Source organism: Clostridium bowmanii (genome assembly GCF_018861315.1).
Lineage (GTDB): Bacteria > Bacillota > Clostridia > Clostridiales > Clostridiaceae > Clostridium_AD > Clostridium_AD bowmanii.
Map to the genome: position 1 here is coordinate 22,617 of NZ_JAHLDL010000020.1, position 22,855 is coordinate 45,471.

A 22,855-nucleotide genomic window follows, 5' to 3' on the forward strand; every position below is an offset into this window, starting at 1 on the left:
CGAAAGGATGATAAACATGTTAGAAAAATTAAAAGGTTTAAGTTCGTATGAGGCATTTAAATATTTTAAAGAAATGAATCAGATTCCAAGAGGTTCTGGAAATGAGAAAGCAGTAAGTGATTGGTTTGTAAAATTTGCAAAGGAACATAATTTGAAGGTTATACAAGATAGTGCATTTAATGTTATTATTAAAAAACCTGCAACAAAAGGTTATGAGAAGGCTCCAGTTATAATACTTCAAGGCCATATGGACATGGTTTGTGAAAAAAACTTAGAAATAGTTCATGATTTTGAAAAAGATCCTATTGAGTTCATTGTAGAAGGGGATTTTTTAAGAGCTAATGGAACTACTTTAGGTGCTGATGATGGAATTGCAGTAGCATTTGGTCTTGCTGTTCTTGCGTCTACTGAGATAGCTCATCCAGCAATAGAGTTATTAATAACTACTGAAGAAGAAACAGGTATGGGTGGTGCTAAAGCGCTAGATCGTAAAAATTTAGATGGAAAAATATTAATAAATATAGATTCAGAAGAAGAAGGAAAACTTTTAGTAAGTTGCGCCGGTGGAGTAAGAGAAAAAATAAAGCTGAAAGTAGATTGGGAAAAAGCAGATAAAAGCTTTATAAACTGTGCAATAAGACTAAGAGGCTTAAACGGCGGACACTCTGGAATGGAAATTAACAAAGAAAGAGGAAATGCTAACAAGATTATGGGACGTTTCTTAATGGATTTAAAATCAGTTATAGATTTCAAAATAAATTCAATAAATGGCGGAGCTAAAAATAATGCAATACCACGCGAAGCCGATGCTATTATATTGTTTAGAGAAAATGATAAGACACTCGTTATTGAAAAATTAGCACAGTGGAATTCTACACTGAAAAATGAATTGAAAACAGTTGATCCAGAAGTTAATTTGGCTATGGAAATACTAGACAAAAAAGTTGAAAGAAATTTTTCAGCTGACACTGCTACAAAAGCACTTCAAGTACTTTTTCTTATTCCTAATGGAGTTAAAAGTATGAGTATGGAAATTGAAGGCCTTGTTCAAAGTTCTACAAACATAGGAGTTCTTATTACCCATGAGGATAATGTAGAATTTGACTCTGCAATAAGAAGTTCAGTAAAGACTTTAAAGCAAGCAATATGCGATGAAACTATAGTACTTGCAGAAATGGTAGGAGCAACTATTGAATTTGAATCCGATTATCCAGAATGGGCATATAATCCAAACTCTGAGATAAGAGCAGTACTTCAAAAGACATATAATGATACATTTGGTAAGATGCCTGAAATAGCAGCTATACATGCTGGTCTTGAGTGCGCATTATTTAGTGAAAAATTTGAAGGCGAACTTGATCAAATATCGTTCGGACCTAATGTTTATGATGTACACACACCTAAAGAACATTTAAGTATATCATCAACAGACAGAATGTTTACTTTTTTGGTAGCAATATTGAAGGAAATAAAATAATTAATCAATGGTAATGTATTAATCCATTTTAGTGGGTTCTGAAAGGCTTTTACTTTTGTAGAAGCCTTTTTGTAATATGAAAAAAAAAGACATATCTTTAATGCATTATTCAATGCAATGCTTGTATTCACGACAGGATTGAGGTATATTATAATTATTATAATTGTTATAATAATTTAGTAAGGTGATGTAAATGGATATAATTTTGTACTTAAAAGAGAATAATATTAAGGTTACTAAAGCAAGGAAGAGTATACTAGAAATTATACTTTCTAGTGAAGATGCTATAAATGCAAATCTTATATATTCATTGCTAAAAAAAGATAACATAAAAATAGACTTATCCACGGTATATAGAACATTAGATTTATTGGAGAGTAAAAAGATTTTAAACAAATTTGATTTGGGAAACAATATGTATAACTATACTGTAATTAAAAATGCACATAAACATATAATTCAATGTGATTTATGTCATAAGGATATGGTTATAGATTGCCCTATACCTCAGATAGAAGAACAAATAAAAGCAAAGACAGGAATAACACTTACAGAAAGTCATGTGTATTTAAAGGGCATTTGTAAAGAATGCAATGAATGTAGTGACTGCAATAAATGTAAAAAATAAGAGAGGATGGTTTTTATGCAATTTTCTTCATTGGTACTAATGGAAGTAGATAAAGAAACTAATCAATTTGTTAAAGAACTTGGAAGCTTTGAAGCTTCTGAAGGGGCACAATTTGTTACAAAGTTAAATTATTATGGGGAATCAATAAACTTGTACTTTGATACTCAAGTGGATGTGGAAGAGTGGCAATATACAGCAATTTATGATTATTTTAATGAAGAAGCTTTTACGTCTAAAGGTTATTCTATTGAAGTTGTAGATGATGAATATAACCCAACTTGGCTAGTTAAGTTTGAATACTCTAAAGACCATAATGTTGTTTCCGATGCTATAATTGAAATATGTGAGTTAATAAAGCAAGAACTTAGGGAAGCTTTTGAAAATATCAAGGGAAAAGAAGAAGAATATAAATAGTACAAAAAATATTGACGATTTATAAAAAATATTGACGATTTATAAAAAAATATTGACGATTTATAAAAAAATATTGGCAATTTATAAAAAATATTGGCCATTTATAAAAAATATATAATTAAGAAAGAAGTTTTTAGGAGTAAACATGAGACTTGAATTTATTAATAGAGTAGAAGTTGACGAGATTTTAGGACGAAATATATATACTAGTGACGGAAGTGTTTTGCTGCGAGCAGGAGTTAAATTGACGGGGCAATATATTGTAAAGCTAAAAGAATTAGGTGTTTTTTATGTTTATGTAGAAGATATTAGACTAGAAGATATATCAATAGAAGATGAAAAGTTAAGTGATTTAAAAGCAGCAACTATGAAAAACATGTCTAAGATAATGAAAAATGTAACCTTTGGAGACAAAAAAGGCACAAAAGATTCATTAGCAGTTGTGGAAGAATTAGTTGATTATATTATCGAGATGGGTGATGTAACTAAAAGTTTGTACGACATTCAAACTTATGACAACTATACCTACCTTCATTCTATAGATACTGGGATTATGGCGATTTTCCTTGGACTTTCAATGAACCTTAATCAAAGTGATTTAAAAGAGCTAAGTATTGGAGCAATACTACATGATATAGGTAAGACTAAAATTCCTCTAGAAATCATAACAAAACAGGGAAAACTAACAGTTGAAGAATTTGAAGAAATCAAGAAGCATCCTACTTATGGAAGGAATATATTGGAAAAGAATTTTTCTATATCTTTGGAAGTTTTAAAAGCTGTGGAACTTCATCATGAAAGAGTTGATGGTAACGGCTATCCTTTTGGACTTATAGGCAATGAAATTCCTAAGTTTGCAAAAATAATTTGTGTTTGTGATGTTTATGATGCTGTAAGTAATGATAGAACTTATAGAGAGAAATTTAACCCTAGCGATGCTTATGAACTAATTTTAGCAGGCTGTGGAAATGCCTTTGACGAGGAGATAGTACAAAGATTTAAAGAAACATTTTCAGTATTTCCATTAGGTGTTTGTTTAAAGCTGTCCAACGGAGTGGAGGGCTATGTAATTAAACAAAATAAAAATTTCCCCGATAGGCCTATAGTAAGAGTGCTTTATGAACACAAAACTAGAAAACCTATTAAATTTTATGAAATAGATCTATTAGAATTCCCTAATGTTGCAATTAAGTCAATAATATAAAACGGTGCCATCCACTTGCCACGTGGGAGGCACCCTATAGGAGTAAAATATGAGAGAAAAAAATATAGAAATAGTTATGAATGGTCTTACGAGGCAATATGGATATTTATTAGAGAATATAAGAAGTGTGGATAGCAATTCTGAGCTATGGACAGTGAGTAAAGATATAAGTGCAGTGCAGTATAGACTAATATTTATGAACTCCCAGAGTCTAGATAAGTTAAAAGAATACCACATTCCAGAGGACAAAAATAATATATATATACTATTCTCTGATGATGAACTCAGTTTGGAAAAAGATAATCAAGCTCTTTCAATGAATAATATATCAGAAAAACCAACGATTAGAGTAGAACTAAAAGATAAGAAGGTAAACTATTCTCAAAATGTAAATTTGCAAGTAGTACAGGAGCTAGCTTCTGTAATGAGCAATAACAATTTGAAAAGTAGTAAGGAAAAAATAAATTTAGAGGATAAACCTTGGATTACTATAGGAATTATAAGTATAAATGTTATTATGTATATAATTACAGCTTATTTAAGTTTTGTTTATGCAAGAGGTAGTATATTTAGTAGTGATACTAATGTTCTAATTTTGCTTGGAGCTAAAGTCAATGAGTTAATCCAAAAGGGGCAGTATTACAGGCTTATTTCTTGTATGTTTTTACATGGTGGAATTGTGCATTTAGGTGTTAATATGTATTCGCTTTATGCTATTGGGCCAATGGTTGAGAGGGTTTATGGCAAGGCAAAATATATTGCTATTTATTTTGTTTCTGGAATAGTTGCATCTATATTCAGTTATATTTTTTCAACTAGTGTTTCTATTGGAGCATCTGGCGCAATCTTTGGACTACTTGGAGCAGTACTTATTTTTGCAGTTAAGGCTAAGGGCAAAACTGGTAGTGGATTTATAAGAAGTATTTTATCAGTGATATTTATAAATATATTTATTGGAGCAACTCTTCCTAATATCGATAATTTTGCCCATATGGGTGGACTTCTTGGAGGAATGCTTATAGCCTTTTTAGTTAGTTTTAAGGCTGAAGTTTAATAAACCACAAATAAAAGAGTAACAAGCTAGTATATTAGCTTGTTACTCTTTTAAATTTATGTTTACCAAATTCCGAAAAATTTCAACAAAATAATGATAACAACTACTGCACCAATTAATTGTAACATTATAAGCACCTCCATATATAGTCATATTTCGCTTTGTAAACCAAATTATACTAAAAATATACGCTTTATGCAACAATATTGCTTTTTTCGCCGACAATATTAATTAAATCTTCGTAACATATGGTTTCCTTTTGGATTAATAAATCTGTCATAGATTCTAAAACTTCTTTTCCATCTGTAAGGATATTTTTAACCTCTTCATATAATTCAGAGATTAGGTCTTTACATTCTGAAAACACCGCTTCTTGATTTGCAAGCCCTGAATCACTTAGTTTGCCCATAGTAAGTAGTCCGAGTGATTCACCCATACCGTATTCGGTTACCATGCTTGTTACTAGCTGTGTACTTCTTTGTAGGTCATTATAAGCACCTGTGGTTACATGATCTTGTCCGAAAATGATTTCTTCAGCAGCTCTACCACCTAAAAGAACCATTATTTTTTTCTTTAAATGTTCCTTGTTATGATACAAGGTCTCTTCGGGGATACTTAGTGTATAACCTCCGGCACCTTTGGTAGTTGGAATTATAGTTACTTTTGATACTTTATCATTTGGCAACACCTTAAGTGAAATCAAAGCATGTCCTGCTTCGTGGAAGGCGGTAATTTTTCTATCATTATCTTTAATGTAACCTCTATCAACTTTTTCATAACCAGCTAGCATTATTGAATAAGCTTTATCTAAATGCTCATTTTCAATGAAACAAGAATTATCTTTACAGGCAATAATCGCTGCTTCATTGGCTAAGTTTTCTAGTTTTGCACCTGAAAAAGATGTAGTTTTATGTGCCCATTCCGAATAATCTATATCCTTTATAGGTTTATTTTTAAGATGAAGTTTTAAAATTTTCTCTCTGGCGGATACATCAGGTAATGTTACTTCAATATGTCTATCAAAACGGCCGGGACGCAGTAGAGCGGGATCTAGCATATCAAGTCTATTGGTTGCTGCAATTATAATTATTCCTTCTGTTTCATTAAAACCAGACATTTCTGTGAGTAGCGCGTTAAGTGTCTGATCTTTTTCGTCAGAACCACCACCACTTCCATTATCTCTTTTCTTACCAATAGCATCAATCTCATCGATAAAGATAACTGCTTTGCCATGACTTCTTGCTTTCTTAAATAAACTTCTAATCCTTCCAGCTCCAACCCCTACATATATCTGAACAAAATCTGAACCAGATACAGCATAAAAAGGTACGTTCGCTTCGCCAGCCACGGCTTTTGCTAGTAAGGTTTTACCAGTTCCGGGATCACCATATAAAATCAGTCCTTTTGGCATTCTAGCACCATAAGCTGAGTATTTATCAGGATTTTTAAGGAAATCTACTATATCTTGTACACTATCTTTAGCTTCTTCGTTACCTGCTACATTATCAAAGTTAAAACCTATATCCTCTACGCAAGCTACATCAAGATTTGTAGCTGAAAACATACTTTTTGTTTTTATCTTTGATGACTTAAAGGCCATAATTCCAAGCACTACAAGTGATATGATAAAGCCTGCAATTGAAGCTACTTCAGCAGGATTTGTTAGTGTTTGCTCAGAAACGTTTATACCATCTTTTAACAAATTTTCCTTGAAATTATTTGTTCTTGGATTATCTGTTTCATAAATACTACCATCCTTAAGTTTAACTTGAATTTTAGGAGAGGTAGTTACATATACAGTGGATATGTTTTTAGAAGAGGCATCTTTTAGAAAATCTATATATAATTTATCCGTAGATATTTTAAAAGTATTACTCACAAAGATGAGGAATACTAATGAAAAAATTGCAGTTATAACAGGAAGTAAAATATACTTGTTTTTAATTTTATTCATAAGCTCAAAGCGATAAAAGCACTATAGCTTTAATATAGTTGCCAAGTCGCCTCGTTCACCATCCTTTTATATTTTATTTTTTCTCTTTTCTACAAGTACTATTATATTTGTGAAAGGTGATAGTTTATAAACCATACAAACCATACCAAAATGACATTAAAGTAATGGGGAGGGTATTAAAATCCTATTAAAGTAATATGGACTACAAGGAACAGTATAATATCTTTTTAAGGCCTTGTCCAACGATACTCATAGAATTTGGAAATGTAAATATTGTAAAAAATGCAATTGATAAATTTATAATTTGTTGTATAATTTATCTATGATAGATATAAAGGTATTCCATATGCCTCTAAGTTTGAGGCAGAATTATTAAAAAGTTTTTAGGCATGAAATACATATACATTAAGGAGACTAAATAATATGGGAAAGAAAGTTTACGCAATAAAAGAGGGTTTCAATTCTAATACTAACCAAAAAATAGAAAATAAAATAGTCAACACTTGGGCAGAGTGCTTAAAATATGTAAAAGGTGTAAAAGGAGCTAAATATAAGAGCTTTGAGGATATAAATGAAGCTAAAAAGTTCCTAAATGATGCAGGAAATACACTTACAAAAGCAGATAATAATTATCCGAAAGATTGCCTTCATATTTATGTGGATGGTAGTTATAATTCTTCCACAGAAGAGTATTCTTATGGAATGGTGGCTGTGCAAAATGAAGTAGTTCTACATATAGAGAGTGGAACTGGAAAAAGTGAATCTGAAAAAAACATAAGACAAATAGCAGGGGAATTAGAAGGTGCAGTAAAAGGGGCTCAGTATGCATTGGGCAGAGGTGAAAAGAAAGTATTGATTTTTCATGATTATGTAGGAATTTGTTACCATGCTACAGGTTTTTGGGAAAGACGTGAAGAATCATCAAAGGAATATTATAAGAAAATGCAAGAACTCATGAAGAGCGGACTAGAAATTTTATTTGTTAAGGTGGATAGTCACACGGGAGATTTGTTTAATGAGCTTGTTGATGAAAAATGCAAAGAAAAATTAGGGATAAAGTCAGATAAGGTCGTTGAAAAATGGTTGCAGAAAAATATTATAAATGTAGCTAATCTTGATGTAAAAGAAGAAATTTTTAAATTAGCGCCTAAGGATGGAAATAATATTATTGTTGTGAATTCTGTGGATAATGATGTGGATAAAAAAGATAATAATGTGAATAAAAAGGATAAAGAAGAAATTAGGGTATATGGCTTTAATGATATTATTAATGAATATAATACAGATCCAGGAGCAGCAAATATATTAATAGATAATTTAAGTAACAAAGAGAAAACAAATTTTATTAAGTATTTATTAGAGTGTAATGTGGAAATCGCTGGTGGAAATTCAGAATTTTTAAAAAAATAGACTAATTATTTTAAAAAATGCACATGATATAAAGAATAAACAAAGAAAGGAAGTGTGACTTATGGGTGGTAAATTTATATCAACAATTACAACAGGTGCTATAATTGGAGTAGTTGCAAGTGCGATGTTAATGCCTAATATGAATAGAAGTACAAAAAGAAGAGTTAGGAAAACTGGTAAAATCGTAAAAAACATGGCAGAAGATGTGTTTGATAGCATGAAGGACTATATTTTATAGATATCGTTAAAAAACTCCACACCATATAATAACAATATGGTGTGGAGTTTTTTAATGATATCTCCTAAAATTTAAAATTTTATACAAATATTTTGCAGTTTAAATGTAAACTATGTTATAATTGAATAAATTGTCTAAGGTTGTTTAAATTAATAATATTATAATATATATTATATATATTACCATGCAGTGAAGGAAGAGTGATTATGGAAATATTGTCTTTAGGTGAAAAAATCAAGAGAAAAAGAAAAGAACTCAATATGACATTAAAAGACCTTGCAGGAGCGAGAATAACTCCAGGACAAATTAGCTTGGTTGAATCTGGGAAATCTAATCCTAGCATGGATTTGCTAGAATATTTAGCAAATGCTTTAAATACAACGGTTGAATATCTAATGGAGTCAGAAGAAACGCAAGCTGAAAAAATATGCTTGTTTTATGAAAATGTTGCTGAATCACTTATTATAAATAGCGATCTAGTACAGGCTGAACAAAATTTAGAAAAATCACTATATTATTCTAAAAAATATAAATTGGAATTTAGGAAGGCCAGAAATTTATCATTAAGAGGGGATATATACATGGCTAGGGAAGAGATTGCATCTGCCCAACAGGTTTTTCTTTCCTCAAATGTTATCTTTATTAAGAATAACTCTTATGAAGAAATAATAAAGACTTTTCTAAAACTTGGGAGAATAACACTTGAACTTAAGGGATATCAGTCAGCTTCAAGCTATTTCCAACAAGCTGAAAAGGTTTTTATAGACAATGAAATGGGTAATGACTTTTTATTAGGTGAAATATATTATTATATAGGCTACACTTATTTTAAGTTAGAAGACATGGAAAAAGCTATAAAATATTCCTATTTGGCTCAAGAAAAATTTAAGCAAATAGATAGTAAAAAAGAGTATGCTAATTCACTTTTATTATTGGCAAATGAATATAATGAAAAAGGTGACATCAAAAATGCAATAAAATATTCAAAGATTACTTTGAAGGTATTTTATGAAATCAATAATTTAGCTTATGTTTCTGAAATAGAGAATAATTTAGGAAGATTATTTTATGAGTTTGAAAATATGGAACAATCTTTTATTCACTTAAATAAAGCTAAGGAAATAAGACAAAAGACTAAGGATTTAAAGTTAATTGACACATTAGCTAACATATGTGAAAATTATGTCAAACTTAAACATATAAGTGAGGCTAAAGAAGCTTTAGAACGTATTTTGGAATATGTGGAAGATGGTAATCATACAGCATTGCGCCAATATTATTTATTGAAATATAGGGTTGATTTATTAGAAGGTAATATGAATGAAGCAGAAAACACATTGTTACAAGCACTGAGTTTTGTAAAAGAACAAGAACAAACAAAGGCAGCGGCAGAGATTTCTATAATGATCGGAAAGTTCTATATTGATGGTGGTAGAGATAAGCAGGCAGCTAGATATCTAAATGAGGGTGTAGAGTTATTTAACAAGCTTGGAATAATTAAGTAATTTAAATAAAACTATTTTATGGCGTGCGTCATTGGATAGTTATCCAATCTATAGATAGGTGATGAGAATGGAAATATTATCAACGGGCGAAAAGATAAAAAGAACTAGAATATATAAAGGGTATACCTTGAGAGAGATGTGTGATGACAAAATCTCAGTATCCAAGATGAGTTGCATAGAAAATAACAAAGTCATGGCGGAACCATGGGTATTGGAACTTATAAGTAAAAAATTGGACATAGATGTTGGATATTTAAATGAAAATGTAAAAGAACAAGTTGCCACAAATATTGTGGTATTAAAAGAAGAAGTAGAGGATAACAAATCTAAGGATAACAAAGATTTAAAGGATAATGACTTTGAAGGTAGAGTATCTTATAATTTGGAGTTTGCTGAAAAATATAACTACTACGACTTTGCTATTGAATTAATCCACATGTTGTTTAATTTATATTTAGATAAAAGAGACTTTGAGAAGACTCAATCAATTACTTCGCAGTATTATGATTTGAATTTAAAAACATCTATTGATGATAACCAAGTAACTTACTATATAGATATGGCAAGACTCTTATATATAAAGGAAGAATTTCTTCAAGCATCTAGCTATTATTGTAATGTTAGGCATAGGTTAAGAAACAATGAAATTCCTAATTATAAAAAATTAATAATTGTGACTTATAACGAGGCTGCTTGCAATATTATGTTGAAAAATTATGAGAGAGCATACGACGTAGGTATCAGATTATTGGATTTGGTAGAGTATGTGGATACAGAATTTAAAGCTGCTGAGATATATCATATGTTAGCAATGTTATCTATAAGAATGAACAATGGGAAGTTTGAGGAATATGAAAAAAAATCCTACGAGCTTTATAAAGATAAAGCCTCTAATAAGGCAGTAGCTATTTATAATTATGGGTCCACAATGTTTGACTGTAATATGAAAGCTACGGCGATCAAATACATAAATAAGGGGTTAAGCAGCTATCCTAGGGATAATAAGGTAGGACTAGTTAGCTTTATGCTGGATTGTGTTAATGAGCTTATTCAAAATGATGTGTTAGAGCTTGCACAATCTATTTCAGATGAAGTATTAAACTATGCAATTAACTTAGATGATATTAAATTCATTGAAAAAGGATATTACTATAAAGCAATTATTCTAGACAAGCAAGGACAGTCATCTAGCGCAGAGATGTATATGAATTTATCACTAGATTCACTACTCAAATTTGGTGGGAAGCAAGATATATATATGCGTTACTTAGAGATGGGAAGTATGTATCATAAACTTGGTAGTGTTGCTGAATCTATAAAGTACTTCAGTTTAGCTATACAATTAGAGAAAAAAATGTAGCTAGAAGAATAAGGATGTAGATATAAAAATTTAGATAGAATAAAAAAGATGCAGGTTTAGGATTTCCCTAAACCTGCATCTTTTTTAATTTTGGGGCAAGTTCACTTGTAAATATGTTATATATAATTTATTTAGAAGTCTCTCTATTAATTATAAATTCCTTGGCTTTGATTTCTAAACTATCGTCAAGGGTTGTTAAAGCTACCTCATTATATTTATTGTTTAAGGCTAGTGTGAGTATCCTATCTGCAAGCTCAGGATTTTTAGATAAAAGAGAGCCATGAAAATAGGTACCAAAAGTATTTTTATAAACACAACCCTCATAACCATCCTCTCCGTTGTTACCATATCCAACTAGAACTTTGCCAAGTGGTTTTAAACCATTTATATAAGTCCTGCCGGAATGATTTTCAAAGCCTACATAGGTTTCATCAAAAGCTTCATTATGAATAACTGTGTTGCCTATGAAGCGTTTATCTCCACCTTCCGTGTAAATATCTAGAATACCAAGACCCTCAAGCTTTTCGCCATCCGGTGTAGTATAATATTTCCCAAGCAATTGATATCCTCCACAAATGGCTAGAAATACTTTTCCACTTTGAATATAGTTGTCTATTGCAGATTTTTTAAATTTTATTAAGTCTGGGGAAACTATTGCCTGCTCATAATCTTGTCCTCCACCAAAGAAAACAATATCATAATCTTCCTCATTAAAAATATCACCCATGGATACATTAACGATGTTTACTTTTATATCTCGGGATTCAGCTCTGTGTTTCAATATTAAAATATTTCCTACATCCCCATATACATTAAGTAGATCAGGATATAAATGACAAATATTAATTTCCATATTACTCACCTTCTAATTTTATTTTTATTAATTTTGACATATTACCAAATTTTATCTATGTACCCTTTAGCATGTAAAAACTTTCTTAAGTTTATCATGGCTGTATAGGTAGCTAGTACATAAACTACTTCTCCATCACAAGCTTTAATTTCATCAAGAAGCGATCCATCGTCTTTACATAGAAGGAAGGCTTCTGCTGGTAAGCCTGCTACTTTAAGTCGTATTGCCATATCGTACAAGCGTATTCCAGAGATCATAATCTTGTTAATATTAAGAGAAGTTAAACGTTCAAAATTCACATCCCAAATCCAAGAAACATCCTTTCCATCTGCATAATTATCATTTAAAAGAAGAGATAAATTTATTTTTCTTTTGTCCAAATGTATAGTATTTACAGCTTCATCATATCCAGCAGGATTTTTAACTAATATTATTTTAACCTCGATGCCTTCAATATTTAATGTCTCTTGTCTACCAAAGCTACTAGCAACGGTTTTAAGAGAGGTTTCTATAGTATTGTCTGAAATACCTAGTACCTTAGCTACAGAATATGCACAGAGGGCATTGTAAATATTGTAAGTGCCTGGCTGGTTTATGTAGTACTCCTTATTATTAATATGAACTGTGGAACCACTGGTGGAAAGTTCAACAACTTTATCTATAGAATATGTAAGAGCTGGCCTTTTATATCCACATTTGCTGCAGTAGAAATCACCTAGATGATTATAGGTAATAAAATTATATTCATAAGGAGCTTTGCAGATTGTACAAAACTTAGCATCTGCATTTATGTCTACAATTTTGTTGTCATTAACTTTAGTACCAAATCCATAGTATATTATAGGATTTGGAAGGTTTAAGTTTCCAAGTAGTGATTCGTCACCGTTAAGAATTAGAGTAGAGGAAGGAATCTTTTCTACACCCTCTATTATCTTCTTAAGAGTTGTGTATACTTCACCGTATCTGTCTAGCTGGTCTCTAAACAGATTGGTAATAGTAATGATTTTTGGAGCTATATAATCAGTTACAAACTTAACATTGGCTTCGTCTATTTCTATAACAGCAACTTTTCTCTCATTAGATTTTTTAAAAGAATAATTTGAAATAAAACAGGCAACTATTCCTGTATACATATTTGCACCAGTATTATTTGTAATTACTGGTTTGTTACTAGCTTTTATAATGCTATAAATCATGCTTGTTGTGGTGGTTTTACCATTTGTACCGGTTATAAGTATGACATCATAATTATTAGCTATGGTTTTCAAAATATCTCTATCAAGCTTTAAGGCAATTTTGCCGGGAAAATTGGTGCCACCTTTAAATAATACCTTTGATAATTTCATAATAAACTTCGATACGAGTATACTGAGCAATGACTGAATTTTAATTTCCAACACATCCTTTAATTGTACTTAGGCATATATGAGTATTATTAATTTGTAATATTACATTTACCTATTATTGTTTAATTGTTCTAAATAATAATAATAATAATAATAATAATAATAATAATAATAATAATAATAATAATAATAATAATAATTAATATTAACATTAATATTAATTATTATTATTTAATTGTTATAGTTAATTATTGACATTTATATAGAAAAACTTATCACTTATTTTAAAACCTGAATTTTGTGAGAGTGTATTTAAACTACTTAGTGTGGTTATCTTAGCATCACCCTTAAGAGGGGTTGGGCGATAGTCATTTTTATAATCTACGGAAGAGATACTGCAAGGGATAACCCTTACACCTATAGCAGTTAACTTATTACTCGTGAATTTCAAATTACTTTGAAAAATAAAAGTTGTTTTATCCTTTGGATTAGAATTTCCACCAAAGCAGAAATTACCTAAACTATAGGCGATAATCCTATTTTTATATTGTTCAATGCCTTGAATTACATGTGGGTGGTGTCCGAGAATTATATCTGCACCATTATCAATAGCAAAGCGCGCCAGTTGTGTTTGAGCATCTATAGGATAATACTGACTTTCGTTCCCCCAGTGAAAATTTATAATCACAACTGAGTTAGTCTTTTTGAGTTCTGCAATATCTTTCTTTACACCATTAAGAAAACTTTGTTCTGTGGACCAACCTCTATAGCCTAAAAAGCCAAAGGACTGACCCTTAATTTTGGGAGTCCACTTTGAGCCTTCTCCAAAGTAGTTAACCTTTTCCTTTTGGAGGGCAAGTTTAGTATCTTTAAACCCCTTTTCCTTATAGTCATAAATATGGTTATTAGAAAGATTCACTCCCTCAATTGAGCCTAGAGTTAAACTCTTAGCAAAATCACTGCTAGCCTTGAAGTTAAACTGTTTTTCTGCTTTATCAGTTGAATCTGTAAAGGTTGTTTCTAAATTTGCAATTGTAACGTCATCACTTTCAAATATGCTATATACATTTTCAAAATAATAAGAAAAATCCTTGTTAGAATTTGATACCACTTCCGGAAGGCTAGTAGCATAGTCGAATTTACTATCAGTTCCTATAGTACAGTCGCCCACAGCTGATAGAAGTACCTCTGTGCTTTTTACCGCAGTAGATGTCTCTACTGGCTTAGAGTTATCTACTACTGGAGAGTTATAAGGCTCATCTGTATTGCTAGAAGGATCTTTCAAAGTCGTAGATTTTGCTTCTTTAGATATAGTATATTCATTAAACTTTTTTAATGAATATGAAACAGCTTTAACGGCAACTGTGGTTAAAATTATACAACAAAATACCAGTAAAGATATGTTTTTTATCGCTTTTTTTCTGTTAATTATTCTAAAACGTGACCTTTTCAAAACAATACCCCCCTCTACCATACTTTAAATAAAAAAAATTTTTATATTTAAGTTAAAATAATTTTATATTTAGGTCAATATAATTTTATATCATAGTTGCGTAAATGTCTAACATATTAATTGAACTATAGATTAAATACCCTAGCTTTTTACCTATGTATTTGGTAAAATTAGTTTAAATGGCTCTTATGATGTTTATACTATTTTATTAGAGGACAGAAAGGTGTGTTATTTTGAAAAAAGGATATATTTATTCAATTCTTTCTGCTGTATTATTTGGAAGTGCAGGGCTTTTTGTAAAACTAGCTTTTGTGGGGGGAATTGATTCTATAAGTTTATTAACCTTACAATATATTATTGCCGTACCATTAATGTTTGTATTTATGTATCTCTTTAAAAAAGAAGCATTTACGGTGACAAAAGTTCAACTATTAAGATTGGCGGTGCTGGGCGCCATTGGAAATACATTTATGACAGTGTTCTATTATATATCTTTTAACTATTTGCCAATTCAAATGGTAGCTATATTACTATACACTTATCCCTTAATGGTATTTATATACTCAGCTGTGTTTAAAAGTGAATCCCTAAGTTATAGAAAAGTATTTGCTGTATTTTTAGCATTTTTCGGTTGTATTTTAACTTTGGATATATTATTTGGAAACTTTAAATATTCCCTTAAGGGAGTAATATTTGCCCTGATTTGTGCAATGTTTTATGCCTTTATGAATATTTATAGTGAAGAAAAATTACAAGGACTGGCACCACTAACTATTAATGCTTATTCTACTCTTTTTTCATTATTATGCCTTATGATTTATAAGTTCCCCCTATTTGTTTTTAGAGGTCAGGTAACTGCAAGGTTATTTGGATATACGGCTATACTTGCACTATTTTGCGAAATAATCCCTTTAACACTATTATATGCAGCCATAAAGCAGATAGGGTCACTAAAGGTATCAATAATAGGAAATCTTGAAATACCAACGGCGATGCTTGTATCATTTTTTATTTTACATGAAAGAATTGGGAATATGCAAATAATTGGAACCTGTTTGGTAATATACGCAATATACAGTATAAGAAAATGATTTAATCTTGTAATAGAAATAAATATAATTTTTAATGAAGTATATATTAAATCAAATTCGTTTGGTATGATATATATTTTTTTGTTGTGAATTTAAAAGATTCACAACATTCATTTTAAAAAAAATGAAATAAATATTTGAATTTGAAAATAACTTGAAAACAAAAGTTTGTAAGATTATATTTACCGATAATATACTTGGTATCACAGGACACAGAGCATTAATAGTTAACTCGGAAATTATCAAAGCCATTAGTGTAACACATAGGGTAAAAGCATATTCTATAACAAGGTAAATGCAACATAATGAAGGTATATATTCATAAAAACATTAAATAGTGTTTTGCATAATTTCTTTCTTGCATTATTGCTAAAATGTTGTAATATATTAGTATAGTAACAAAATAAATGAATTTAGTTATGATGGTGCAACAATAACATAGTAATCGGGGGTAATATTGTGGAATATTTACAGAATTTAAATTATTTAAATATTAAAACATCAAAGAAAATATACAGGAATTTACCTGTATCTGACCTAGTAAGCTTTGCTTTGAAAAAGGAAGAAGGCACACTAACAGAATCAGGAGCACTGGCTGTAAATACTGGTAAATATACAGGAAGGTCTCCTAAGGATAGATTTATTGTTTCACAAGAAAGTATTGTGAATTCCATAAATTGGGGAGAAATAAATTTACCTATTGAAGAAAAAATATTTGATAATTTATATAGTAAGGTATGTAAATATTTAAGTGATAAAGATATATTTGTGTTTGATGGTTATGTTGGTGCTATGGAAGAGTATAGCCTTCCCGTTAGAGTAGTAAATGAGCTTGCTTCAGAGGCACTACTTTCTAATCAATTATTAAGAAGAACAGATAAACCTACGGCAGAGGACCATAATGTTGAGTTTACAGTAATTGCAGCTCCAGGGTTTAAGGCAAAAGGAGAAATTGACGGAGTGAATTCTGAAGCTTTTATTATAATAAATTTTGATAAGAAAATTGTGTTAATAGGTGGAACTCAATATGGTGGAGAAATTAAAAAATCTATTTTTTCAATAATGAATTTTTTGCTTCCTCTAAAAGGTGTATTCCCAATGCATTGTTCTGCAAATATTGGCGAAAATGGTGAGACAGCGGTATTCTTTGGCCTTTCAGGTACAGGGAAGACTACATTGTCAGCAGATCCAGAGAGAAAGCTTATTGGTGATGATGAACATGGTTGGTGTGATAGTGGAGTGTTTAATTTTGAAGGTGGATGTTATGCTAAAACTATAAAGCTAGATAAAGATAAAGAAAGTGAAATCTACTCCGCCTTAAAATTTGGAGCACTGCTTGAAAACGTTGTACTTGATGATGATAAGAGGCCTGACTATGATGATGGCAGCTTAACAGAAAATACAAGAGGGGCATATCCACTAGAATATATTCCAAATGCGCAGTTAAGTGGAAAGGGTGGGAACCCAAGTACTATAATATTTTTAACCGCAGATGCTTTTGGAGTTATTCCGCCAATATCAAAGTTATCTAAGGAAGCTGCCATGTATCATTTTATGTCAGGATATACAAGTAAGCTTGCGGGTACAGAACGTGGAATTACAGAACCGGTAGCTACATTTTCAGCTTGTTTTGGAGAACCTTTTATGATGATGAGGCCATCAGTTTATGCAAAACTTTTAGGTGAGAGAATAGATAAACATGATACTGAGGTGTTTTTGGTAAACACAGGTTGGAGTGGTGGTGGATATGGTGTAGGTTCAAGAATGAAACTTTCTTATACGAGAGCTATGGTAAAAGGTGCTCTTGAAGGTAAGCTTAAGGGTATTAAATATACACAGCATCCAATATTTAAAGTGGCGATTCCGGTGGCAGTGCCAAATGTTCCCTCTGAGATATTAAATCCAGAAAACACATGGGAAGATAAAGAAAAGTATAATTTAAAAGCTAAAGAATTAGCTGCTAAATTTCATGCAAACTTCAGTAAATTTAAAGGAGTTTCAGAATGTGTAAAAATGGCTGGCCCTTTATGTAGTTAATTTAATAAAGTGATGGCTAAAAATTTATAGGCTCGCCTTAGAGTAAACAGATTTAATAATAAGAATCTATTACTGGAAAGGGGAGCATTTTTATGTAAATTTTACTTTAAATATGATATACTCATTAAATAAATGCATATTTACTATAGGGTGTATAGTGGTTAATAACAATTGTCTAACTAAGCGATACAAAAGGTACAAACGAGGAGGAAGTATGAAAAAAATTAGCATTCAATATAGAATTTTATTTTTTGTTATTATAACATTAGCCTTAACTTTTTTGAGCTTAAAAGCTAAATCTGGTTTTAATACTGGAGAAGAAGGCCTTAAAATTACTAAGTGGGAAAATTTTTATACTGGAGATAATATTCATTTTTATTATTTAAGCCCTCAGAATGAAAATCTATTAAAAATTAAAGCAACCTATAAACTCCAGAAAGTTATAGAGCCAAAAGCTGATGAACTCGATAACTCAATAAGAATCATGAAATATCTTAATGGAAAAGTAAAAGCTGGAAGTACGTCTATGACTAGTGATAAAAATGCTTTGGAAATAATGGAAGTAGCTTTTGGAGGAACTAAGATATCGGATAGTGATTATGCAATTATGTATGAGGAGTGTTTAGCTGCTATTGGAATCAATGTACGTCGAGGAGTACTTCGAAGTAATGATAAAAAAACTAGTGGAAAATCCTACTTTAATGTATGTGAAATATGGAGTGATAAATATAATAAGTGGGTAATGATAGATGGCGTCAATGGATGTTACATGACCGATAGTGGTATTCCCTTAGGTACAGTTGAAATAGTAGACAAGGGAATAGAAGCGGTTAAGATTATCGATGTGAAAAGTAGTAGTAAATATATTAAAAATATGTCAAGTTACTATGAAAGCTATAGTATATCTGTGGATAATAATAAATATGGGGAGTTAAAAAGTAATTCAAAACTTACATTTTTGAAAAATAAAAAGCTTCCTATAATAGAAACAAAAGAGGGGTTTATTCAACCTACAATATTTGTTAATAATCCGCAAGTATTTAAGGAATCACCGAAAAAACAATATGTAAATAACGGCACTGAGAAAGTTCCCACTTTAATATTTGCAAAGAGAGACTTAAAAAATGACACAAAAGAAATACAAAACTTTACAGTTGGGGCATTTATGAATAGCTATATGCTCTCAAATTATTTTATAAAGGTTAATGGAGGGGACTATATAAAGGTAGACACATATTTTGATTTACAAATTATTAGTGGGACAAACTCTATTAAATTATCACAAGATGGTAAAACCTTAGATAGGGAAGTGATAATAGAAAAATAAACATTTTAACAATAAGTTATAATTCTAATTATATTCATTCTTTAATATAGTATAATGAAAAAAGATTTTATAAATTATTGTTATAAGGAGCGGATATTACATGGATTTGAACATTATACTAGTGCTTAAAGCTATAATAATAGCTATAGTAGAAGGAGTAACAGAGTTTATTCCGATTTCCTCCACTGGACATATGATCATTGTGGGAAATGCTATTGATTTTAAAGGTGCATTTGCAAATAGTTTTGAAGTAGTCATTCAATTAGGCGCTATTCTTGCAATTATAGTTTTATATTGGAATAAAATATGGGGTTCAGTTGTGGAATTTTTTCACGCAAAACCATCAGGGATTAAGTTTTGGACTAATATTATAGTGGCATTTATACCAGCTGCTGTATTAGGGTTTCTTCTAAGTGATAAAATTGATGAGTATCTTTTTAATCCAGGTGCCGTAGCTTTGGCTTTAGTAGTTGGTGGAGTTCTTATGCTTATTATAGAAAAGAAATTTAGGCATTTGGATAAAACAAAAAATGTAGAACAAATAACTATTAAACAATCATTGAAAATAGGAATTTTTCAATGCTTTGCACTATGGCCAGGAATGTCTAGGTCAGCATCTACTATAATGGGAGGCTGGATTAGTGGCGTTTCTACAGTTGCTGCAACGGAGTTTTCATTCTTTTTAGCAATACCTACTATGGTTGGGGCTACAGCCTTAACACTATTTAAAAGTGGTATGAGTTTTAGTAGTGGAGAAATTCTTACTTTGATTATTGGGTTTATAACGGCCTTCTTAGTTGCATTAGTTGTGGTTGAAAAATTTGTTGATTATCTAAAAAATAAACCTATGAAGATTTTTGCTATTTATAGAATAAGTGTGGGTATAGTATTGTTGGTTTTAATTAAATTTGCTAATATTTCGATATAAACATTGTTTATTTTGATATTATGTATAATGTGAGCTAATATGTTGTATTAATCGTTAATGTGATATACAACATATTAGATATATGTAATAAATGGCTCTTTTATAGCTTATAATATTCTATATTATGATATCTTTTTTATTTATGCTATGCTATTTGTGAAAAGTTGAGAATATTTCATTAATAGGAGCGCATCATTTATATTTACCACTTTAGGGTGTATAATAAGTCAAATAGAGTTTGGGGGAATGTATATGGCACATCAAATTAAAAAAATAGGAGTATTAACTGGTGGGGGAGATTGTCCAGGCCTTAACGCAGTAATTAGGGCAGTTACCCGTAATGCAATTTTAAATTATGGTTATGAAGTAATTGGTTATAGATTTGGATATAGAGGGCTATATAAGAATGAAACAATGCCATTAACATTGGAAACGGTATCAGGAATTCAACATAAAGGTGGAACTATATTATATTCTTCTAATAAAGACAATTTATTTGATTACACTGTTGAAGAAAATGGTATTGAAGTTAAAAGGGATGTATCAGATGTAGCAATTGAAAACATGAGAAAAGAAGGCGTGGATGCGCTAATTGTTATTGGTGGTGACGGTACACTTACAAGTGCTAGGGATTTTGGTAGAAAAGGTGTTAAGGTAATAGGAGTTCCAAAAACTATAGACAATGATTTAGCATCTACAGATTTTACTTTTGGATTTAATACTGCAGTAGGAGTAGCAACAGAGGCTCTTGATAGACTTCATACCACAGCTGAGTCACACCATAGGATAATGATACTAGAAGTAATGGGAAGAAATGCAGGTTGGATAGCACTAGAATCTGGAGTTTCAGGATCTGCTGATGTAATTTTAATACCAGAAATAGAGTTTGATATTAATAAGATTGTTGAAAAAATAGAACAACGTGAAAGAGAAGGTAAATTATTTAGTATTATTGTTGTTGCAGAGGGTGCCAAACCAGTAGGTGGAGATGTTGTAGTTAGTAAAATAGTAACAGACAGTCCAGACCCAATAAGACTAGGTGGAATAGGCAACAAATTAGCTTACGATTTAGAAGGGCTGGTAGAGAATCACGAGATTAGATGTACAGTCCTTGGTCATATTCAAAGAGGGGGTATCACATCATCTTTTGATAGAATGCTTTCTACTAGGTATGGTGTGGCGGCTGTTGATTTGATTGATGCAGGGAAATTTGGAAATATGGTTTGTCTTACAGGAAATAAGATATCTTATGCACACTTAGAAAATGTTATAGGCGATACTAAAAATGTAAACCCTAACGGAGAATTAGTTAAAGTAGCTAGAGCTATTGGAATATCATTTGGCGATTAATAGACTGCTTTAGCATAACATTATAATATGGTAGATAGCGATTAAGCCATTGAAGGTTGTTATCTACCTAATAAGAATACCAGGAGGATATTATGAAAGTAATAAAAAAATATTTAGAGACAAGAGAAGGCAACTACAGTTTTTACTTTGAAGAAATAAATAGTGGGTATCTTTATGGTGTTAATGAAAACAAAGAAATGCTATCAGCTGGATGCATAAAATTGCCACTAGCCATTGCGCTACTTAAAGAAGTGGAAAATGGAAAAATAGAATTACAATCAAAAATTAAAATAGAAGCAGGGGATAAGACCCAGGGTTCAAATGGAATAATACATGAATTTTCAGCAAGCGAATATTCGATTCGCGATTTGTTAATAGCAATGCTTATACAAAGTGATAATACTGCAGCAAATAAAATTATTAATATTTTAAGTCTTAAGAGAATAGATGAATTGTTCAAAGAGATGGGACTTAAGAGCACAAATTTGAAAAGGATTACAACTGAGATTAAATTAGAACAGGAGGAATTAGAAAATACTACTTCTACTTCTGATTTAAGCAAGTGCTTTAAGTTATTATATCTAAAGCAATATTTAAACGAAGAAAATAGTAATTTGATTCTAAATATATTAAAAAAACAACAGACTACAAATAAGATACCTTTTTACATTCCCAGGAATATTCAAGAGAGTATTGCAAACAAAGGTGGTAGTCTTGAAAATGTTGAAAATGATGCAGCTTTAATTATGATTCCAAAGGGGAATTTTATTTTTACAGTAATGGCCAGCAATTTACCTAACAATGTTTATGGAATTACCACCATATCTAGAGTGGGAAAGATGGTATGGGACATAATTGATAAAGATTGGAAATAAAATAAGTATTCATAAAATTTTTCTAAGGCACCTGCGTGCCTTGCAAACGAACTAAAAACTTGAAATTGCATTAACAAATTCTAATCTTTTGCGAATATGAAATTCTCTATCGCTTACACTCGCCGTCCTGACAGGCTTACGAGAATTTTATATTCGAAAAAGAAGAATTTGTAAATGCAATTTCAATAGTTTTGTCGTTTCTTATTGCAAGTCACTTCGGAGCCTACAGAAGATTTTCATTATATAAACTAGAAGACTGGAAGACTCATTATATACTATCTGACACAGTCCTACATGCCCTTTATGTATAAATTATGTTTATGGATGTAAAAGGAGCTTGAATGATAAAAC

19 protein-coding genes are annotated in these 22,855 nt (G+C 30.8%); 15 read left to right on the plus strand and 4 right to left on the minus strand.

What is annotated here, in order from left to right; genetic code table 11:
- Window positions 1-16 precede the first annotated feature (16 nt).
- The 5 genes from KPL51_RS14005 (at window position 17) to KPL51_RS14025 (ending at window position 4,777) form a co-directional block, all read left to right on the plus strand.
- Window positions 17-1,477 carry an aminoacyl-histidine dipeptidase gene (locus KPL51_RS14005; protein ID WP_216162748.1) on the plus strand — a complete coding sequence of 487 codons (1,461 nt, stop codon included), beginning with the start codon at window positions 17-19 and terminating at the stop codon, window positions 1,475-1,477.
- A gap of 193 nt (window positions 1,478-1,670) precedes the next feature.
- Window positions 1,671-2,105: a Fur family transcriptional regulator gene (locus tag KPL51_RS14010; protein WP_216162751.1), complete on the plus strand. Its 435-nt coding sequence runs from the start codon at window positions 1,671-1,673 to the stop codon at window positions 2,103-2,105.
- 15 nt (window positions 2,106-2,120) lie between these two features.
- A complete protein-coding gene (locus tag KPL51_RS14015) occupies window positions 2,121-2,519 on the plus strand; it encodes a DUF6762 family protein (protein WP_216162753.1) in 399 nt (132 codons plus the stop codon).
- A 145-nt stretch (window positions 2,520-2,664) separates the two neighbouring features.
- A complete protein-coding gene (locus KPL51_RS14020; RefSeq protein WP_216162756.1) occupies window positions 2,665-3,723 on the plus strand; it encodes an HD-GYP domain-containing protein in 1,059 nt (352 codons plus the stop codon).
- Window positions 3,724-3,772: 49 nt separating this feature from the next.
- Window positions 3,773-4,777, plus strand: coding sequence for a rhomboid family intramembrane serine protease (locus KPL51_RS14025; RefSeq protein WP_216162759.1), 1,005 nt, complete (start codon window positions 3,773-3,775; stop codon window positions 4,775-4,777).
- Window positions 4,778-4,970: 193 nt separating this feature from the next.
- Here the strand turns inward: KPL51_RS14025 and KPL51_RS14030 are convergent, their stop codons facing one another.
- On the minus strand, window positions 4,971-6,731 hold the full coding sequence (locus KPL51_RS14030) for an ATP-dependent metallopeptidase FtsH/Yme1/Tma family protein (RefSeq protein ID WP_216162763.1): 1,761 nt from the start codon (window positions 6,729-6,731) through the stop codon (window positions 4,971-4,973).
- A gap of 423 nt (window positions 6,732-7,154) precedes the next feature.
- Here KPL51_RS14030 and KPL51_RS14035 point away from each other — a divergent pair, with 423 nt between their 5' ends.
- The 4 genes from KPL51_RS14035 (at window position 7,155) to KPL51_RS14050 (ending at window position 11,244) form a co-directional block, all read left to right on the plus strand.
- Window positions 7,155-8,141 (plus strand): ribonuclease H1 domain-containing protein, encoded by a 987-nt coding sequence (locus KPL51_RS14035; RefSeq protein ID WP_216162766.1) that lies wholly within the window; start codon window positions 7,155-7,157, stop codon window positions 8,139-8,141.
- Between the two features lie 61 nt (window positions 8,142-8,202).
- Complete coding sequence (locus KPL51_RS14040; protein WP_216162768.1) at window positions 8,203-8,379, plus strand: YtxH domain-containing protein; 177 nt, start codon at window positions 8,203-8,205, stop codon at window positions 8,377-8,379.
- 206 nt (window positions 8,380-8,585) lie between these two features.
- Window positions 8,586-9,884: a helix-turn-helix domain-containing protein gene (locus KPL51_RS14045; protein WP_216162771.1), complete on the plus strand. Its 1,299-nt coding sequence runs from the start codon at window positions 8,586-8,588 to the stop codon at window positions 9,882-9,884.
- Between the two features lie 67 nt (window positions 9,885-9,951).
- Entirely contained in the window at window positions 9,952-11,244 is a 1,293-nt protein-coding gene (locus KPL51_RS14050; RefSeq protein ID WP_216162774.1) for a helix-turn-helix domain-containing protein, read from the plus strand.
- Window positions 11,245-11,371: 127 nt separating this feature from the next.
- Here the strand turns inward: KPL51_RS14050 and KPL51_RS14055 are convergent, their stop codons facing one another.
- From KPL51_RS14055 to KPL51_RS14065, 3 genes are all read right to left on the minus strand, one after another.
- The gene (locus KPL51_RS14055; RefSeq protein WP_216162777.1) at window positions 11,372-12,097 is read right to left on the minus strand and encodes a type 1 glutamine amidotransferase; all 726 of its coding nucleotides are present in this window, start codon (window positions 12,095-12,097) and stop codon (window positions 11,372-11,374) included.
- A gap of 41 nt (window positions 12,098-12,138) precedes the next feature.
- A complete protein-coding gene (locus tag KPL51_RS14060) occupies window positions 12,139-13,497 on the minus strand; it encodes a Mur ligase family protein (protein ID WP_216162780.1) in 1,359 nt (452 codons plus the stop codon).
- A 190-nt stretch (window positions 13,498-13,687) separates the two neighbouring features.
- A complete protein-coding gene (locus KPL51_RS14065; RefSeq protein WP_216162784.1) occupies window positions 13,688-14,896 on the minus strand; it encodes a CapA family protein in 1,209 nt (402 codons plus the stop codon).
- A gap of 233 nt (window positions 14,897-15,129) precedes the next feature.
- Between KPL51_RS14065 and KPL51_RS14070 the strand changes: the two genes are divergently transcribed.
- The 6 genes from KPL51_RS14070 (at window position 15,130) to KPL51_RS14095 (ending at window position 22,504) form a co-directional block, all read left to right on the plus strand.
- Entirely contained in the window at window positions 15,130-15,987 is an 858-nt protein-coding gene (locus KPL51_RS14070) for a DMT family transporter (RefSeq protein WP_224853516.1), read from the plus strand.
- A 459-nt stretch (window positions 15,988-16,446) separates the two neighbouring features.
- Window positions 16,447-18,024 (plus strand): phosphoenolpyruvate carboxykinase (ATP), encoded by a 1,578-nt coding sequence (pckA, locus tag KPL51_RS14075; protein WP_216162787.1) that lies wholly within the window; start codon window positions 16,447-16,449, stop codon window positions 18,022-18,024.
- A gap of 214 nt (window positions 18,025-18,238) precedes the next feature.
- Window positions 18,239-19,351: a hypothetical protein gene (locus KPL51_RS14080; RefSeq protein WP_216162789.1), complete on the plus strand. Its 1,113-nt coding sequence runs from the start codon at window positions 18,239-18,241 to the stop codon at window positions 19,349-19,351.
- A 100-nt stretch (window positions 19,352-19,451) separates the two neighbouring features.
- Complete coding sequence (locus KPL51_RS14085; RefSeq protein WP_216162791.1) at window positions 19,452-20,279, plus strand: undecaprenyl-diphosphate phosphatase; 828 nt, start codon at window positions 19,452-19,454, stop codon at window positions 20,277-20,279.
- Window positions 20,280-20,531: 252 nt separating this feature from the next.
- Entirely contained in the window at window positions 20,532-21,629 is a 1,098-nt protein-coding gene (locus tag KPL51_RS14090; RefSeq protein ID WP_216162794.1) for a 6-phosphofructokinase, read from the plus strand.
- A 92-nt stretch (window positions 21,630-21,721) separates the two neighbouring features.
- Window positions 21,722-22,504 carry a serine hydrolase gene (locus KPL51_RS14095; RefSeq protein ID WP_216162797.1) on the plus strand — a complete coding sequence of 261 codons (783 nt, stop codon included), beginning with the start codon at window positions 21,722-21,724 and terminating at the stop codon, window positions 22,502-22,504.
- Window positions 22,505-22,855: the final 351 nt, after the last annotated feature.